Here is a 15,913-nt window from a genome sequence, read left to right as displayed (position 1 = left end):
ATTCTGGTCTGTCAACCTCGATAGACCGAGCGCCCATATGAATGCTTTGAGCGATCCTCACCTTCCCGACGCCGCTGTTTCGCGGGAAACGCCTAATGCAGAGCCCTCGAGGTTGCAATCTCAACTGGATCTGGTACTGGACGCCGTCGGCATCGGCATATGGGAATACGACCACGTCACCGATTCCTGCGTCTGCAATCCCTACCTGTGCGTCTTGTTGGGCTACGGCTTGGAGCAGATTCCAACCTGCTTGGCAGCCTGGCTCGACCTGATCCATCCGGATGACCTTCCGGACGTGCAGGTGCACGTCGAGGCGGCGCTGCGGGCAGCCGGCAATCCGCGGCACGAAGCCGAATATCGCCTGCGCGCGGCGGACGGCCGATGGATTTGGGTTTGCACGCGAGGCGGAGTCGTGCGATGGGACGTAGCGGGTCGGCCGCTGCTGACCGTGGGCACCCTGACCGACATTTCCGAGCGCAAGCACGCCGAACTGCTGTTGCAGACGCAGCATGAGTTTTCCGGGATTCTGGCCGAGGGGCCGAACCGGGAGATGTTGCTGGAAGCCATTTTGGACAGCGCGCTGCATTTGCCGGAACTGGACGGCGGGGGGGTCTACTGGCGCGAGCCGGACGGCGGCTATCGGTTGGTGGCCCGGCGGGGCTTGTCCGCAGTGTTTTTCGCCCAGGTCGGTTACCTGGCGGTGGATTCCCCCCAGGCGGACATGATCCGCCAAGGCCGACTGCGATGCAGTTGCGCATCCGTCCGGGGCCATTGCACCGATTCCCGGCTGGTTCGCGAACCTGAGCTGATCGAAGAGGGCATCTGCTCGCTTGTGGTGTTGCCGATCCATGTCGGCGGCGAACCCATTGCCTGTCTCAACCTAGCCAGCAAGCAAGTCGGGGTGGTCGGGCGGTTGACCGTGACTGCCCTGGAAACGCTCGCGCGCCACTTCACCCAAGCCCTGGAGCGGCTGTTGGCCCAGGAGGAAACCGCCAACCAGCGGCAAAATCTGGCCGGGTTGTTCGGCGCCATCAACGATTATCTGTTCGTCCTCGACCTGGACGGCCGCATCCTGCACTACAACCCGGCGGTGGCGGACGGTCTGGGCTACGGTGACGCGCTGCTCGGCCAGCCTGTCTGGGCCGTTCACCCGCCCGAGACGCGCGACGAGGCCCAGCGCATGGTCGCCGAGATTCTGGCCGGAACCCGCGCGACTTGCTCGCTGCCCCTGCTCAAGATTGATGGCGGGCGAGTGCTGGTGGATACCCGCGTGGTGATGGGTCAATGGAACGGCCGGCCAGCGATCATCGGCGTGTCGCGCGATATCACAGAACAGATCCGCCAGCAGGAGGCCCTCCGCGACGAAAAACGGTTCTCCGAAGACCTCATCGACAGTTTGCCGGGTATTTTTTATCTGCTGGACAAGGCCGGTCGATTCATTCGCTGGAACAACTTTTTGCGCATCGCCGGTTACCCTGACGAAATGATCGCCGGGATGGCAGCGCTGGATTTCTTTCCGGAGAAAGAGAAGCCCCGGGTGCAGCAAGCCATTCGCGAGACGTTCGATCAGGGCGAAGCGTCGGTCGAGGCAGATTTTCTATTGGCAGATGGCCGCGAGGTTCCCTACCGCTTCACCGGTCGCCGAACCGTCACCGGCGGCAACGCCTATCTGGTCGGCGTCGGCCTCGATGTCAGCAAGCAAAAAAAGACCCAGCGCGCCCTGGAAAACGCCCGAACCCGCCTCCAGACGCTGGTAAGAACCATCCCCGATTTGGTTTGGCTCAAGGACCCCGAGGGGGTTTATCTGGCTTGCAATCCAGCCTTCGAACACCTGTACGGAGCCAGCGAAGCGGAGATTGTCGGCAAGACCGACTACGACTTCGTCGATCCAGAACTGGCCGATTTCTTTCGCGCGAACGATTGGGCCGCTATCGCGGCCAGCGGGCCACGCGTCAACGAAGAATGGCTTACCTTTGCCGACGATGGCCATCATGCCCTGTTCGAAACCATCAAGACCCCCATGCGCGACGCAGGCGGCCGACTGACCGGAGTGCTCGGCATCGCCCGCGACATCACAGCGGCGCGGGCGATGCAGGAAGCGCTGAGCGAGCGCGAGGAACTCTATCGCGCCATCGTCGATCAGGCCGGAGACAGCATCGAACTGATAGACGTGGAAACCTTGCGCTTCGCCGAGGTCAACGACGCGGTCTGCCGGATGCTGGGCTACAGCCGCGAAGAAATGCTTGGACTTTCGCTGGCGGATATTCAGGTCGACCGGGATGAAACCCGGTTGCGCGCGCATGTGGCGCAGGTGCGGGCGGCGGGCAGCGCCCGCTTCGACAACCGGTATCGCTGCAAGGATGGCCACGTCCTCGATGTCCAGAGCAGCGTCCGGGCCATCCGCCTGCACGGTCGGGATTATTGCATAGCCGTTTGGCGCGACATCAGCATCGAGAAGGCGGGCCGGCTAGCGCTGGCCAACGAAGCCGAATGGCGGCGAGCGCTGATCGAGAATTCCGGCGATGGTATCGCCATTTTCAGCGAAGACCACCAACTCATCGAGGTCAACCGACGCTATGCCGAGATGACGGGCTACGCGCCAGAAGACATGATCGGCCTTCATTCCTGGGACGTGGAAGTGGACATGAGCGAGGCGGACATCCGCGCTGCGTTCGCCGATCCCCTCTCGATCAACACCACTTTCGAAGCTCGCCATCGCCGCAAGGATGGCACGCTGTACGAGGCCGAGGTGAGCGCCAGAGGCGCCTGCATCAGCGGGCGCAACGTCTTCGTCACCGTCACGCGCGACATCACCGAGCAGAAGCGGGCGCGCGAAGCACTGCGGGAAAGGGAGGAAATCTACAGCGCGATCATCAATCAGGCGACGGATGGTATCGTGCTGATCGATACCGAGACGTTGTGCTTCATTGAATTCAATGAAGCGGCTTGTTGCGGACTCGGCTACACGCGCGAGGAGTTCGCCGGACTCACGCTCGATGGCATTCAGGGAGTCTGGAAGCCGGAGAAAATGGCCGAGCAGTTACGGGTTCTTGTCGAGCGAGGGGGCGGTACTTTCGAAGTCGCCCATCGTCACAAGAATGGCGAAATCCGCTTCGTGCGTGCCTCAAATCGGGTCATCACGATCCGGAACCGGTACTATTTTGCGGCCATTTGGTACGACATCACCGAACAAAAGCGGGCCGAAACGGCGTTGCGGGATGCGACCATGTTCCTGCGGGAAAGCCAGGCCATCGCCCATGTGGGCGGCTGGAAGGCCAACCCGATCACCGACACGTTGATGTGGACCGAGGAAGTGTATCACCTGGTGGAACACCCGCTAGACCAACCGCTTGTCACACTGGAGGAAGGTCTGCGGTATTACGCGCCCGAGTGCCTGCCCCGCCTTCGCGAGCAGTTGCAGGAAGCCTGGGAGCGCGGCGCCCCCTTCGTCATGGAATGCGAAATGACCGCCGCTTCGGGCCGGCGTTTCTGGGCGGAGCTGCGCTGCGTCGGCCGGGTGGAGCATGGCACGGAACCGTACCTGACCGGCACCTTTCAGGACATCACCGAACGCAAGATGGCAGAAGCGGCGCTGCGGGCGACTAGCGAATTTCTGGGGACACTGCTCGATGCTATCCCGATGCCGGTTTTCTACAAGGATTCGGCAGGCTGCTACCTCGGCTGCAACCGAGCCTTCGAGGAGTTCTACGGCAAGAACCGACAGGAGATCGTCGGCAAAACCGTGTTCGAGATTGCTCCGAGGGCATTGGCCAATCTCTACCACACGCAGGACCTCGAACTTCTCCAGCGGACAGGTTTGCAGGTCTACGAAGCCCAGGTCAAGGATACCTGGGGGGTCGTCCACGACGTGATTTTCCATAAGGCCACCTTTTCCGATACCGACGGTGGGGTGGGGGGGCTCATTGGCGCGATTCTGGACATCACCGGACGCAAGGCGATGGAAGCGGCGCTACGCGGTAGCGAGGAGCGCTACCGGGCAATGGTGGAAAGCCAGGATGACGCCGTATGCCGCTGGCTTCCCGACAGTACGCTGACCTTCGCGAACCATGCTTACCAACAGTTGTTCGCTGTTGCAGGCGAGAGCCTGATCGGTCGCCGGTGGTTCGAGTTCGTCCTTGAAGCCGACCGCGCAGCCGTGGTCGCCCGCTACGACGAACTGGCCGCCAACCCGCGCAAGCTGCGCTACGAACATCCAGCGCGGTCCGGCGATGGAGAGGTCCTCTGGTTGCAGTGGGTGGACGTACCGTTGCTGGACGAACGAGGTCGCTGCGTCGAATTCCAGTCGGTAGGCCGCGACATCACCGATCGCAAGGCGACGGAAGAGGCGCTGCGCGCGAGTGAGAATTCTCTCAACAAGGCGCAGGAGATCGCGCGAGTCAGTAGCTGGAATCTGGATATTGCCGGCGGCCATCTGACCTGGTCGCGGGAAACCTATCGCATGTTCGGCCTGTCGCCCGATTCGCCGATCACGCTCGATAGGTTTGTGGCCCGCATCCACGAGGAAGACCGGGCGCGGGTGCTGGCGGAATGGGACGCGGCCCTGGCCGGCGCGACTTATGACGTCGAACACCGCATCGTGGTCGACGGCGAAGTGCTATGGGTGCGCGAGCGCGCCGAGATCGTCCGCGATGCCGCCGGCGCGGCCGTGTCCGCCATAGGTACCGTGCAGGACATCACGGAAAAGAAGCTCGTCGCCGCCGAACTGGATCAGTACCGCCATCATCTGGAGGAACTGGTGGCCAAACGCACGACGGAACTGGAAGCGGCTAACCGGCAACTGCTAGTCAGCGACCTGCGGCTGAAGGCGATGTTCGAGATGAGCCAGGAGGCCGATCACATGGACGAACGCGAGCTGTTGCAGCGCGGCATCGAAGCGGCCGTACGCCTCACCGGCAGCGAGATCGGCTACCTGCATTTCGTCAACGACGACCAGGAAACCATCCAGCTTTATACCTGGTCGACCGATACCCTGAAGCACTGCACCGCCATCCACGAGAGCCACTACCCGATTTCACTGGCCGGGGTTTGGGCCGACGCGGCGCGGTTGCGGCGCCCGGTCGTCCATAACGACTACCAGAACCTGCCTGACCGCCGGGGTTACCCGGCGGGGCACGCCCATCTGATCCGCCACCTGAGCGTGCCGATCGTGGAAGGAGACAAGGTCCGAGTCATGCTCGGCGTCGGCAACAAGCCAACCGACTACGACCCGTCGGATGAGCACGAGCTGCAACTGATCGGCAACGACATCTGGCGCATCGTGATGCGCCGCCGCGCCGAAGCGGCACTGGCCGCTGCCAAGGATGCAGCGGAGCAAACCAGCCGGGCCAAGAGCGCGTTTCTGGCCAACATGAGCCACGAGATCCGCACGCCGCTGAACGCCATCGTCGGGTTGACGCATCTGGCGCAGCTCAACACCCGCGATCTCCAGCAACAGGCGCAACTGGGCAAGATCGAGGATGCGGCCCAACACCTGCTGGAAGTCATCAACGACATACTGGACATTTCCAAGATCGAGGCCGGCCGCCTCCAGCTCGAACAATCCGACTTCGCCCTCGACCAGGTCATCGGTCGGGTTTTCACCCTGATCGGCGGCAAGATCCAAGCCAAAGGGTTGAAGATTGTGGCCGATATCGATCCAGCGCTGGCGGGCAGCCTGCGGGGTGATCCGTTGCGACTGGGGCAGATCCTGCTCAACTTCACCGGCAACGCGACGAAGTTCACCGAACGGGGCTCCATCACGCTGCGGACGAAAGCGCTGGAAGAGACCGCCACGGACTGGCGGGTACGGTTCGAGGTACAAGACACCGGCATCGGCATCGCGCTGGAGGATCAGGCGCGACTGTTCAAAGCCTTTGAGCAGGCGGACAGTTCCACCACCCGCCAGTATGGCGGCACTGGGCTGGGACTGGCCATTAACCGACGGCTGGTCCAATTGATGAACGGCAAGTTAGGCGTGGAAAGCGAGTTCGGCCGAGGCAGTACCTTCTGGTTCGTCGTCCGTCTCGGCAAGGGAGACGGTCCAGCCCAGCCGCCGGAACGCAATGAGTTGACCACCTCTATGGTATTGGATTCCACCGCCGAACAAGTCCTCGCGCGGCATTATCGCAGCGCCCATCTTTTGCTGGTGGAAGACCACCCGATCAACCAGGAGGTAGCACTGGCACTGCTGCGGAATGTGGGTTTTGAGGTGGATCTGGCGGAGAATGGCGCCGAGGCGGTCGAGTGTGCGCGGCGGACCGCCTATGCCCTGATCCTGATGGACATGCAGATGCCGGTGCTGGACGGGCTGCAAGCAACCCGGGCAATCCGCGCCCTGCCTGGCTGCGAGCGCGTCCCCATCCTGGCGATGACCGCCAACGCTTTCGCCGAGGATCGCCAGCGCTGTTTGGAAGCCGGCATGAATGACCACGTCGGCAAGCCGGTGGACCCGGACATGCTATATTCTGCCCTCTTGAAATGGTTGCCCCAGCCAGCCACGGAGAGCGGCAGTGACGCTCGCGCGCCCTCTCCCCTGGTGGAAGAGGGGAGGGACGGGAGGACACAATCCGATCCCCGACTCCGCCCTCTCGCCGAAATACCGGGCCTCGACGCGACCCTGGGGTTGAAGAGCGTGTGCGGCCAAGTCGAAAGCTACGTCCGGCTGTTGGGCACCTTCGCCGGGACTCACGACCGCGACATGGAAAAAGCACGTGCGGCGCTGACGACTGGCGACTCGGATACGGCTCGGCGCATCGCGCATTCCTTGAAGGGAGTGGCAGGAACGCTCGGCGCTACGCCGCTCCAGGCGCTGGCCGCCGAATTGGATCGCGCGATTCGCGACCGGCTGGCGGCGGACATCGACCGGCTGATCGCGGCGGTGGAGGTTGAACAGCGCGCTTTGATCGCCGCGCTGCGGGCGGCATTGCCGGCAGCGGCAGACGTTCCGCCCGTCGAGGTGGATGGGCCGCAAGCTCGCGCGGTACTGGCCCGGCTCGAAGCCTTGCTGGCCGTGGACGACATGCAGGCCAGCGCGGTATTGCGTGAATCTGCGGCGCTGTTGCGGGCGGTTTTGGGGAACGAGGCGGCAAAACTGGAGCGACAGATGGGCAATTTCGACTTCCCTGGAGCGCTGGCCTTGTTGCGCGCGGCTCGCGCCAAAAGATCCGATCTGGGCTGAAAGATTATCTAAAAACGCCTCTGGAATCAGTCCCACTCCCCCTTTGTGGGGGGAGTGCCGGTGTGGGGGATGATAGTCACCTGCCCTGAATTCAAGGCGTTGTGGTGCGATTTTGCCCCCTCTCTCATCCTCCCCCGCAAGGGGGGAGAAACTGTATTTCCGGTCAAGCACTTTTATGAACCTTGTAATGTTCTGGATTCCACGGAATACCCGATGACTCTTGATGCGTTTCGGACGGCCAGTAGATCGTTCCTCGAATATCAATACAAACCATGCGGCTCCCATATCGGACTTCTTCCACCGAAAGACCACGGGCGCCTGATTCATTTCATCTATGCCTTTGAGGATACCAGACTTGAGTTCATCGACGGATGCGACACGGATGTGGCGGAAGAAAGTGCGCGCCATTTTGGAGAATGCACACTCGATGAGCTTGAGCCAGGATCCATGTTTGGGCGTATGAACATGCTCGAACCCCCCAGGGCGGGGAAGTCCTCGCCGCCCGACGGGCTCGGGGGCAGGCTGCGAAAATCCGCAACCAGCCCCAAGCCCTGGAGTGTATCCGCGTTGAGGGGGCCCTCAAGGGTTCGCTTCGCCGGGCTGCGCCCGCCCTTGACCGCCCCCTCAACGCACCCTTCGTTACACTGTAACAGGGCTGGCCCTCATCCATTTCTCGCTCCCGTGACCGCCATTTCGCGAAAGCGAGACCGCCATTTCATCAACAGCGTGACCGATTGAGGTAACATTCAACCTTATCCATGCAGCATCTCTCCACCGATCACCATGACGCGAAACGACCGGTCACGTTCCGCGAAATACGCATCAACTGCACCACACTTCTTAATAGCGAATTACTGGAGAGCAGTCAGGGCGGCAAGAATTTCGATGTTGCCGGGGTGTCGTTGGTTGGCGCGATGCAGCAGCGCCAGGGCTTCGCCCCGCCTACCGGCACTGTGCAAGGCAATCGCTTCGACGTAAAGAAAGCGGGGATTGTCCGGGGCAAGGCGTGCGGCCTCGGAGAGTTCCCTGAGCGCTGCCCGCTGGTCGCCCTGGCGTACGAACATCAATCCAAGCGCATGGTGCAGGTCAGCATTGCGCGGCATGTGGGCGAGTCCACGCCGTAGCACGCCTTCCCCCTCGGCGTCGCGGCCAAGCTGGCGCAGGGCGTCGGCAAGGTTGACGTAGGCCGGTCCGAACAGTGGATCGAGCACGATCGCCTGTTCGAAGGCTGCCACCGCCTCATCGCTGCGCCCCTGCCGCAAACGCAGGATGCCGAGGTTGAGCCGACCTGACGGCCAGTCGGCCTCCAGGTCGAGTGCGACCTGGTATTCCTGCATCGCCGCGGCCTGTGCTGCCTGTCGCTCGGCGCCGAGGCGGTCGGCGGGGATGTCTGCGAGGATGCGGGCCGCCTCTATGCGGACGCCGCGTAACGGGTCCGAGAGCAGCGGCGCTGCGGTCTGGATGCGGATCTGGGGCGGTGCCGGAGCGAGCAGACCGAGCGCAGCGATACGAACAAGAGGATCCGGGTCCGTGAGCAGCTGGCGCGCCGTCTGCAGCGTTGCCGGAGTGGCGTGCGACTGGGCAAGGGTTGCTGCAGTTGCCCGGATGATGCCCGGTGCCACGGTGTTGCGCGCGAGGTCGAGAAGGTCGGGCAGCGCCAGTACGCCGCGCGTTGCTCCTGCATGCAGGGTCGGTCCGTAGCTCGAGCGATCACGCCAGCTCGTGCCGTACCATCGATCCATGGCACTAGCTGCCCACTCCGGCTTGCGGTCGCGGTGGCACTGGTTGCAGGCATTCGGCGTCCCCAGCGAGAGCGAGAGGTCGGGGCGAGGAACGCGCAGGCTGTGGTCCTGCCGGGCGTGGATCACCATGTAGTTCTGCGTTGGCATGTGGCAGTTGATGCATTGCGCACCCTTGCTGCCGCTCAGGTGCCGGTGGTGTCCCGGTACGTCATACACCGTGTCATTGTGGCAGCGATTGCAGAGGGCATTGCCCGCAGCACGGGTCTGCAGCGAGTGCGGATCGTGGCAGTCCATGCAGGTGACACCGCTCTGCCACATTTTGCTCTGCAGGAAGGAAGCCCATACATAGACTTCCTCACGCTGCTGGCCATCGGCATGGTAATTGGGGGCGGTGAGCATTGCCAGCCGGTGGCTGTCTTCAAGCACCGCTCCCGGCTTTCGCTCCTCGCTCAAGGTCGAACGACGTGCGTGGCACGGGGCGCAGACGTTCATTCCGGCAGGGTCGGCAGGGTTTCCGCGCATGGCAACGCGGGCGCCATCAGCCGGAAACTTCCATGCCTCGTTCCAATTGCTGCCGAGCCGCGAGAGCCCGATGTCGCCCTGCGCCGGATAGGGTGGTCGTACCCTGTTAGCCCACTCCACGTGCCTCGAACCCTGACCATGACAGGCCTCGCAGGCAACGCTGATTTCGCTGTAGGTAGTGTGATATGTGTTGCTGGTTTTATCGTAGCCCTTACGCAGGCCGGTCGAGTGGCATTCGGCGCACTGCAGGGCCCAATTCTGGTAGTTTCCGCTCCAGTGCAGCGGATCCTTATGGTCAACCCGGCGATCGGGTTGCAGGTGGAACCAGCGTTGTCCGCCCTGTGCTTTCGGGCGCGAATCCCAGGCGATCGACAGTGCCTGGTAGCGGCCGCCGGGAAACGCGATCAGATACTGCTGCAGGGGGTAGACACCGAAGGTGTAGCTGATCTCGTAGTCGGCAAGCTTGCCGTCTGGACCGTCCGTACGCACGAAGAAGCGGTCGCCACGCCGGTAAAAGCGGGATTCGACGCCATGCTGACGGAACCTCGCGTCAGCGAAATCGCCAAGGACCGTGTCCGGACTCGTTGCCTGCATCGCTCGATCGTGATTCGATCCGGACCACGCCCGGTATTCGGCTTCGTGGCAGGTTCTGCAGACAGCGGCTCCGACGTAGCTCGATTGCCTGCCTTCTTCAGGGATACCCATTGCTGTAGTGTCGGCCGGCGAGTCCGCAAACCGGCCGCGCATCGAGTAAAGCACGCTGCCGATCACGAGGGCCAGGAGCAGCAGCGAGCCTACGGCCAGCAGGGTTCTGTGCTTCTGCGACGCCTGAGCACCCGGTGAGGCAGCCTCGGAAGCCTTCACGACGGTGGCTGCCGACACCGGTGCAGTGACCTGTCGCCTGGTTTTTCGGGTCATCATTGGTGGAACAGTGAAGGGATTGGCAATGGTAGCACTGCGTGCCCGCGCTGGCTCGTTTGTCGCTCGGTGCCGACCCGCCGCCGCTCACGCCATGCCTGGGGTAATGCTCTGAGAAGCGCGGCTTGTGCCGGCCACTGCTGTCTTCCCGGGGTCACCGGAAGGCATTGTTACAGCCCTGCTACTGCCGTGCAGCAGCAGCGGCCACGGCCGCCACGATTCACTCAGCAGTGGAAGAAATATGCGCGACGAGCAGCACATACAGCTCGTCGCGCGACGCTGAACTCCGGGTGTTGGATGAATGGCGTGGCCTCCGCAAGTTCCAGCCGCTCAAGTTTCTGAAGTCACAATACACTGCACCTCGTGCTCGTCCTGTATGCTGCGCAGCAGTAGTTTGCAGTTGCCGGAGGCAAGGAGGCCGCAGGGGAAGATCGTCGCTTGCGCCTGCCCGCCCGTGGCGGTCGCCGTAGTCCCCTCGCAGACGATCCATCACGGGTGCGCGTTGCACAACGCCTCGTACGCAGCCGAGACCAGCGGCAGCTCGGGGCCAGGTTTTTCATAAAACGTCCTCACCGGCTAGCTCGTCAACCGCAGGCCCTTCGAAGCCTGGCGATCCCGGCGGCGAGAGTGGCGACATTGTCCACCCGCAGGTTTCGCCGCGTCAGCCAGCAGAAGCGTCGCTTCACCGGCGCGCAACTTATATAGCGGCGGATGCTTGAGGTTCCAGGCAATGCTCAGCAAGGCAAGCAGCGTCGCCCAGGCCAGGGCAGTACGACAGCATCGAAACAGGGACCGGAGCATGACGAGGGCTCATTCGCTCGGCCGGGCAGCGAGCGCCGGGCCGATCCGGTACCAGTCGATGCGCCGCGTTGCCAGCATGATCGCGCCAGGTGCCAGAAAGTGCAGCACGCTGCCCATCAGCAGCGAGTTGTCCTAGGAGAGCAGGATGCCATAGAGACCGGCCAGCGCCGCCGCGAAGGTATAGCCCTGGCGGCGATCAGCGAGCGTGCCGGCCAGATAGGTCCCGATCAGGGCAATACAGGCCGATGCGGCCCTGTGAATCGAGGGTGAAGTCAGGCCGACGGCAGCAGCAGGCGGGCCACGGCACCGCCCTCGGGATGGTTGCCGAAATCGGCTTCACCGCCGTGCAGGCGCGCGACTTCGCGTACCAGCGCGAGCCCCAGGCCCGAACTCTTCTGGCCGCTGGCGGGGCTCGCCAGCGAGTAGAAACGGTCGAAGACCTGCGGCAGGGCGTAGTCCGGAGCGCCACTGCCATGATCGCGAACCGTTACCTCGGCGTGTTGATCGCGACGCTGCAGGGCGATTTCGATGTTTCCTCCGGTCAGCGAAAAGGCGATCGCGTTGTCGAGCAGGTTGAGTAGTGCCTGCTGTAACAGGAAAGGGTCGCCACGCACGCCGAGCGACTCGCCGATGGCGAACGAGCAGCTCAGCCGTCGGGCCTGCAGCGGCAGACTCCGCTCGTCGACGCAACGCTGCAGCAGCTCGTTGAGGTCAACCGGGACTGCGTCTTCCGGCGCCTGCAGTTGCTCGACCCGCGCCAGCATCAGCATTCGTTCGATGATCCCCTGCAGTCGGCGCGCCTGCTCGCCGACACTGAGCGCAAAACGCCGCCGATCGTCGTCGGCAGGGCGGCCTTCGAGGATTTCGGCGGCGCCGATGATCGCCGAAAGCGGGCTCTTCATTTCATGCGCCAAGTTCTGAACGTAACGTTCGACGTATTGCTTGCCTTCAAGGCGTTCGCGCATCAGCGCCAGCGCGCGTGCCAGTTCGGAGAACTGACGGCCGCCAGAGGTCGGCGGGTCGGCCTGGCGGCCTTCGGAGACGTCGCGGGCGTAAATCCGTAAGCGGTTGATCGACCAGCTCAGCCAGGCCGAGAATACCACCCCGATCAGTGCCGAAGCGGCCAGCAGGATATAGCCGGCTCGTTTCACGCGCTGCTCGGCGTGGCCGACGTAGGGCAGGACGCTGGATAGCGGCTTGGCCACCGAGAGCACGCCGAGCAGCCGCCCCTGGTGACGGATCGGTGCGGCCACGTACATCACCGACGAGCTGGCGTCGTCGGCTTGTGCGCGCGTGCTGCGGGCGCCATATTCGCCCTTCAGCACGCGCGCCACGTCGCGCCATTGCGAATAATCTGCGCCCAGGGCCAGACCTTCGGAGTCAAAGACCACCCGCCCCAGGTCGTCGGTGATGTATACGCGAAAGTCGATGCTGTCCTTCCGTACGCCCCAGATGCTTGCTTGCGGCGAACGTTGGCGTGCCGCCGCCAGGGCACTGGCGAACTCGCCATCGGCCATCCTGCCGCTGGCGAGATCCGGCGCGGCCAGTTCGGCGAGGACATGCGCCGTATCGACCAGGGTTTCCTCGGTGGCCTGTCGGATTCCCGGTTCGGCCTCGCGCATGAAAATGTTGAGCACGAACCACGCCGCCAGACCGACGACCAGGAAATAGCCGATGAACAAGCGAACGGAAATGTTCATCGGCGACCGGCCTAGCGAACGGCGATGCTGTAGCCCAGACCGCGGTGGGTCCGGATCGGCTCCTCGTCGACCCGCACCGCCCGCAACTTGTTGCGCAGGGTCTTGATGTGGGTATCGACGGTGCGCTCCAGGCTTTCACCGCAATCCTGCCAGACGTTTTCCATGATCTGGCCGCGACTCAGAATGCGCCCCGGCCGTGTCAGCAACAAGGCCAGCAGAAGATACTCGTAGCGTGTCAGATCGAGCCAGATACCGTGGTAGGCGATGCGCATGCCATCGCCATCGACCGTAAACCGTACCGGCGCGGTGATCGCTGGGGAACCTGCGGGCCACTCTGGCCGGGTGCGACGCAAAATGGCGCGGACACGGGAAACCACTTCGCGGGGGCTGAAGGGTTTGGCCACATAATCGTCGGCGCCGAGTTCCAGACCGACGATGCGGTCCACCTCGTCGGAGCGGGCGGTGAGAAAAATCACCGGCACGTCCGAGCGCCGCCGCAGGACACGACAGACGTCAAAGCCGCTCATGTCCGGCAGCCCGACATCGAGGACGACCAGGTCGTGATCGCCGGCATCCAGCCGGGCCAGCGCTTCGGCGCCGAGGGTGCAGCAATCGCTGGCGAACCCGTCGGCTTGCAGAGCATAGGCCAGGGTATCGGAAATCGCAGATTCGTCGTCGACGATGAGAATACGCATGGCCGAGATGGTAGTGCATTCCGCGCCCGGCGTCGCCACCCGCTCGCCATTTCAGGAAGCCGGGCAGATTTTCCAGAGCACCAGACGCCTGCCTGCCTTGTCTCGCCTTTGCCCGTAACTTGATGCGATCGGCTTACCACGGTGGCGGGCTGGTGGCTCAGGACAACACGCTCGGTGCCGGACCACGGGAGCGGGAATGCAATGATCCTTGCCGTTCTGCGGACTCCGCACTTGCGTCCAGGCTGCCAATCCTTGATAATCCAACAAGCGATTGCTTGCTTAATATTTAATCAATTGTGCCACGCCCAACCCGTTCCAGGAGACTTACCGAATGTTCCATTCCCCTTATCCCCACCTGCTTGCTCCGCTCGACCTCGGCTTTACGACGCTGAAGAATCGCATCCTGATGGGCTCGATGCATACCGGCCTCGAAGAAGCCCCGCAAGGCTTTGCCCGTCTCGCCGCCTTCTATGCCGAGCGCGCGCGTGGGGGCGTCGGGCTGATCGTGACCGGCGGCATCGCGCCCAATCAGGACGGGGTGGTGATGCCCGGCGCGGCGGTGCTCGAAAACGAGACGCAGGCTGAGCAGCACCGGCAGGTCACTACCGCCGTCCACCAGGCAGGCGGCAAGATCGCCCTGCAGATCCTGCACACCGGCCGCTACGCCTATCATCGCGGAGCCGTCGCACCGTCGGCGATACAGGCGCCGATCTCGCCGATCCGCCCGCGCGAACTCAGCGAGGAGGACATCGAGCGGACACTCAAGGACTACACCCGCTGCGCCAGCCTCGCGCAACTCGCCGGCTATGACGGGGTCGAGGTGATGGGGTCGGAAGGCTACCTGATCAACCAGTTCATCGCCCAGCAGACCAACTTCCGCGAGGACGGCTGGGGCGGCTGTTTCGAGAACCGCATCCGTCTCGCCGTCGAATCGGTTCGGCGCGTGCGCTCAGCAACCGGGCCGAACTTCATCATCATTTACCGCCTGTCGATGCTCGACCTGGTCGAAGGCGGCAGCACCTGGGATGAGATCGTTACCCTGGCCAAGGCGATCGAGTCCGCCGGGGCAACGCTGATCAACACCGGGATCGGCTGGCATGAGGCGCGCATCCCGACGATCGCCACGATGGTCCCGCGCGCGGCCTTCGTGTGGGTCACCAAGCGCCTGATGGGCGAAGTGGACATCCCGTTGATCACTACCAATCGGATCAATACGCCGGAAGTCGCCGAGGAAGTGATCGCGTCCGGCTGTGCCGACATGGTCTCGATGGCTCGCCCCTTCCTCGCCGATGCCGAATTCGTTAACAAAGCCGCCGCCGGGCGCGCCAACACGATCAACACCTGCATCGCCTGCAACCAGGCCTGCCTCGACGAGATTTTCGCCGGCCGGTTGACTTCGTGTCTGGTCAATCCGCGGGCCTGCCGGGAAACCGAACTGTTGATCGAGAAGACTGCGGCGCCCAAGCGGATCGCCGTTGTCGGCGCCGGGCCGGCGGGAATGGCCTGCGCGCTGACCGCTGCCGAACGGGGCCATTGGGTCACTCTGTTCGATGCAGCGGCGGAAATTGGCGGACAGTTCAGGCTGGCACGCCGGATCCCTGGCAAGGAGGAGTTCGGCGAGACGCTGCGCTATTTCGATCACCGCCTGCAGGACGCGGGAGTCACCCTGGAACTCGGCAAGCACTGCGAAGCCTCCGAGCTGGCCGATGCCGGCTTCGAGCATGTCGTTCTCGCCACCGGGATCGTGCCGCGGCAGCCTGAGCTGCCCGGTATCGGGCACGAGAAGGTGATCTCGTATGTTGACCTGATTGAAGGCTTGCGCATCGCCGGCGAACGCGTGGCGATCATCGGTGCCGGCGGCATCGGCTTCGACGTCGCCGAGTTCCTGACCCACACCGACGAAGATCGCGACGAACTCGAGCGCTTCCAGGGCGAGTGGGGGATCGACCCCGAGTTCACCAACCGCGGCGGCCTACGGACACCGATCCCGGAAGCCACACGACGCCAGGTCTGGCTGCTGCAGCGCAAGGCCAGTAAGGTCGGCGACGGGCTGGCCAGGACTACCGGCTGGATTCGCCGCACCCTGCTCAAGAAGCGCGGCGTACAGATGCTCTCCGGAGTGACGTACGAGCGCATCGACGATGCCGGCCTGCACATCATCGCCGATGGACAGCCGCAGTGCCTGCCGGTGGAGCATGTGATCGTCTGCGCCGGTCAGGAACCGCGCCGCGATCTCGAAACCGGTCTGCGCGCCGCCAATGTACCGCTGTCGCTGATTGGCGGCGCCGATGTCGCCAACGAACTCGACGCCAAACGCGCCATCGATCAGGGAACGCGCCTGGCGGCGACGCTCTGATC

Annotated in this window: 7 protein-coding genes and 1 pseudogene; 2 read left to right on the top strand and 6 right to left on the bottom strand. The window is 63.5% G+C overall.

Annotated elements, in window-relative coordinates:
* Positions 1–112 precede the first annotated feature (112 nt).
* Positions 113–7,177: a PAS domain S-box protein gene (locus AW06_RS20075; protein WP_273704469.1), complete on the top strand. Its 7,065-nt coding sequence runs from the start codon at positions 113–115 to the stop codon at positions 7,175–7,177.
* A 294-nt stretch (positions 7,178–7,471) separates the two neighbouring features.
* Here AW06_RS20075 and AW06_RS20070 read toward each other — a convergent pair.
* The 6 genes and pseudogenes from AW06_RS20070 to creB all read right to left on the bottom strand — a co-directional run.
* Positions 7,472–7,663, bottom strand: a pseudogene (locus tag AW06_RS20070) (IS630 family transposase); the annotation flags it as partial.
* Between the two features lie 365 nt (positions 7,664–8,028).
* The gene (locus tag AW06_RS07165; RefSeq protein WP_246149158.1) at positions 8,029–10,362 is read right to left on the bottom strand and encodes a tetratricopeptide repeat protein; all 2,334 of its coding nucleotides are present in this window, start codon (positions 10,360–10,362) and stop codon (positions 8,029–8,031) included.
* A gap of 573 nt (positions 10,363–10,935) precedes the next feature.
* The gene (locus AW06_RS07160) at positions 10,936–11,160 is read right to left on the bottom strand and encodes a hypothetical protein (protein WP_034947854.1); all 225 of its coding nucleotides are present in this window, start codon (positions 11,158–11,160) and stop codon (positions 10,936–10,938) included.
* 9 nt (positions 11,161–11,169) lie between these two features.
* Positions 11,170–11,280, bottom strand: a complete 111-nt coding sequence (locus AW06_RS20065; RefSeq protein WP_287639589.1) for a hypothetical protein — start codon at positions 11,278–11,280, stop codon at positions 11,170–11,172.
* A gap of 152 nt (positions 11,281–11,432) precedes the next feature.
* A complete protein-coding gene (gene creC / locus AW06_RS07155; RefSeq protein WP_034947850.1) occupies positions 11,433–12,860 on the bottom strand; it encodes a two-component system sensor histidine kinase CreC in 1,428 nt (475 codons plus the stop codon).
* A gap of 11 nt (positions 12,861–12,871) precedes the next feature.
* Complete coding sequence (creB, locus tag AW06_RS07150) at positions 12,872–13,555, bottom strand: two-component system response regulator CreB (protein ID WP_034947880.1); 684 nt, start codon at positions 13,553–13,555, stop codon at positions 12,872–12,874.
* A 331-nt stretch (positions 13,556–13,886) separates the two neighbouring features.
* Here creB and AW06_RS07145 point away from each other — a divergent pair, with 331 nt between their 5' ends.
* Positions 13,887–15,911 carry an NADPH-dependent 2,4-dienoyl-CoA reductase gene (locus tag AW06_RS07145; RefSeq protein ID WP_034947847.1) on the top strand — a complete coding sequence of 675 codons (2,025 nt, stop codon included), beginning with the start codon at positions 13,887–13,889 and terminating at the stop codon, positions 15,909–15,911.
* The last annotated feature ends 2 nt before the right edge of the window (positions 15,912–15,913 follow it).

Origin of the sequence: Candidatus Accumulibacter cognatus (assembly GCF_000584975.1) — a bacterium.
Taxonomy (GTDB): Bacteria; Pseudomonadota; Gammaproteobacteria; order Burkholderiales; family Rhodocyclaceae; genus Accumulibacter; species Accumulibacter cognatus.
This window is presented reverse-complemented; position numbering and strand designations above follow the sequence as displayed.

Bases quoted from the DNA above. Each gene is read 5' to 3' on its own strand.
- AW06_RS07165 (WP_246149158.1), bottom strand. From the start codon at position 10,362: ATGATGACCCGAAAAACCAGGCGACAGGTCACTGCACCGGTGTCGGCA.
- AW06_RS07160 (WP_034947854.1), bottom strand. From the start codon at position 11,160: ATGCTCCGGTCCCTGTTTCGATGCTGTCGTACTGCCCTGGCCTGGGCG.
- creC (WP_034947850.1), bottom strand. From the start codon at position 12,860: ATGAACATTTCCGTTCGCTTGTTCATCGGCTATTTCCTGGTCGTCGGT.
- creB (WP_034947880.1), bottom strand. From the start codon at position 13,555: ATGCGTATTCTCATCGTCGACGACGAATCTGCGATTTCCGATACCCTG.
- AW06_RS07145 (WP_034947847.1), top strand. From the start codon at position 13,887: ATGTTCCATTCCCCTTATCCCCACCTGCTTGCTCCGCTCGACCTCGGC.